At 72.8% G+C, this 2,087-nt stretch carries 2 protein-coding genes; both read right to left on the reverse strand.

Annotated features, from left to right (window positions below):
- On the reverse strand, positions 1-341 hold a 341-nt coding region (locus tag IH13_RS45220; RefSeq protein ID WP_037842946.1), incomplete at its 3' end, for an LLM class flavin-dependent oxidoreductase.
- Between the two features lie 29 nt (positions 342-370).
- Positions 371-1,984, reverse strand: a complete 1,614-nt coding sequence (locus IH13_RS0131090; protein ID WP_031089545.1) for a fatty acid--CoA ligase — start codon at positions 1,982-1,984, stop codon at positions 371-373.
- Between the last annotated feature and the right edge of the window lie 103 nt (positions 1,985-2,087).

Here is a 2,087-nt window from a genome sequence, read left to right on the forward strand (position 1 = left end):
CGCAGGGCCGGGGTGAGGGCGGCGGTGCCGACGGTGATCCGCTCGGTGGCGGCCGCGGCGGCGGAGAGCACCACGAGGGGGTCGAGGCGGGGGCGGGCGGTCAGGGAGTCGCCGGCCCACAGGGAGTCGAAGCCGAGGCCCTCGGCCTGGCGGGCGAAGTCCAGGAGGGGGGCGGCCGCGTAGGTGCCGTTGATGGCCTGCTCCCGGGTCGGCAGCAGGATGCCGACGCGCAGGGCGCCGCCGGGGGGCTGCGGGCGGTGCGTCGTACGCGCGTCGCCGGGGGCCGGTCGCGCGGGTCCCCGCGCCCCTTCCGGGGTGGGTCCGGGCCGTTCCGCTTCCATGGGTGCCGCTTCCTCTCTTCGGCCTGCCGTCACCGCGGGTCCGAGGTCAGTGGGTTGTGTGCCGGGGCGGACAGCCGCTGCCGCACCGCGCGGCGCAGGATCTTCCCCGAAGGGTTGCGGGGCAGGCCGTCGACGAAGTGGTACGTGCCGGGGATCTTGTAGTCGGCGAGGTGGCCCCGCAGGGAGAGCAGGAGTTCGCGCGGGGTCGCGGTGGTGCCGGGGCGCAGGACGACGGCGGCGTGCACGACCTCGCCCCAGTGCGGATCGGGCAGTCCGACGACCGCGGAGTCCGCGACGGCCGGATGGGCGGCGAGCGCCTTCTCGACCTCGGCCGGGTAGATGTTCTGCCCGGCGACGATGATGGTGTCGTTCATGCGGTCGCACAGGTAGAGGTAGCCGTCCTCGTCGAGGTATCCGGCGTCGCCCATGTGCAGCCACTCCCCCACCAGGGTGCGGCCGGTGGCCTCGGGCAGGTTCCAGTAGCCGATCATCCGGGAGGGGGCCTTGACGCAGATCTGGCCTATGCCGCCGGACGGCAGTTCGGCGCCGTCCGGGCCGATGACCTTCACCTCGTTGCCGGGGCAGGGCTTGCCGACGGACTCCAGGACCGGGCTGCCCGGGTAGTGGGCCTCGGGTGGCAGGCAGACGGCCACGCTGCCGGTCTCTGTGCTGGCGTAGATCTGCGCGAACTCGCAGTCGAACGTCTCCAGGCACTGCTTCAGCAGTGTCTCGGACATCGGGGCGGCCCCGTAGCAGATCTTGCGCAGGGAGACGAACGCGTCCGGCCCCGCGGTCCGTTCGCCCGCCATCATCTGGAGCATGGCGGGTGCGGCGAAGGTGGTGGTGACGCGGTGGGTGCGGATCAGCCGCACCGCCTCCTGCGGGTCGAAGTGGGGCATGACCACGCTGGTGCCCCCGGCGTTGAAGGTGTGCATGAACCAGCCGATGCCCGCGATGCCGAAGCCCGGCAGTGAGATCAGGGCGACGTCGTCGGGCAGCCAGTCGATCCAGGCGGTGCCGTGGTCGCGCATGGCCTGCGGCAGGGTGAAGAAGCTGCGGTGGGCGAGCACGGCACCCTTGGGCAGTCCGGTGGTACCGCTGGTGTAGATCTGCACGACCGGGTCGTCGGGTCCGGCGCCGACCTCCAGCTCGGTGTCCGGCCTGCTCGCGTACCAGGCGGGCAGCCCCGCGCCACGGGCGGGTTCGCCGTCGGCGTCGGTGCCGTCGATCCGGATCATCGTGTGGAACTCGGGCAGGTGCGGGCGCACCTTCGCGGCGGTGTCCCAGAACTCGTCGTCGACGAAGACCAGGACCGCGCCGGAGTCCCGCAGGATGTGGTCGACCTCGTCCGGGGTGAGCCGCCAGTTGACCGGGACCAGGACCGCGCCGGCCTTGGCGCAGGCGAGGATCACCAGGTAGTAGTTCTCCGACTCGCGGCCCAGGTAGGCGACCCGGTCTCCGCGCCGTACCCCGCTGCTGCGCAGGGCGTGGGCGGCGCGGTTGCTCTCGCGGTGCAGATTGGCGTAGGTGGTGATCCGGCCCTCGCAGACGATCGCCGCGTGGTGCGGCCGGCTGCCGGCGTGGGCGCGGGAGGTGTGGGTGAGCGTCCAGCCGTCGTGGTCCGCGGTGGTCGTGGTGGTCATGGGGTGGGTCCTCCCCTTCGTCCGGGACGAGTCGTGCGGGTCATGCCGTGGGGGCCGGGCACAGTTGCCCGTCGAGGAAGGCGGCGAGCTGCCGTACCGTCGG

Source organism: Streptomyces sp. NRRL WC-3549 (genome assembly GCF_000721935.1).
Taxonomy (GTDB): domain Bacteria; phylum Actinomycetota; class Actinomycetes; order Streptomycetales; family Streptomycetaceae; genus Streptomyces.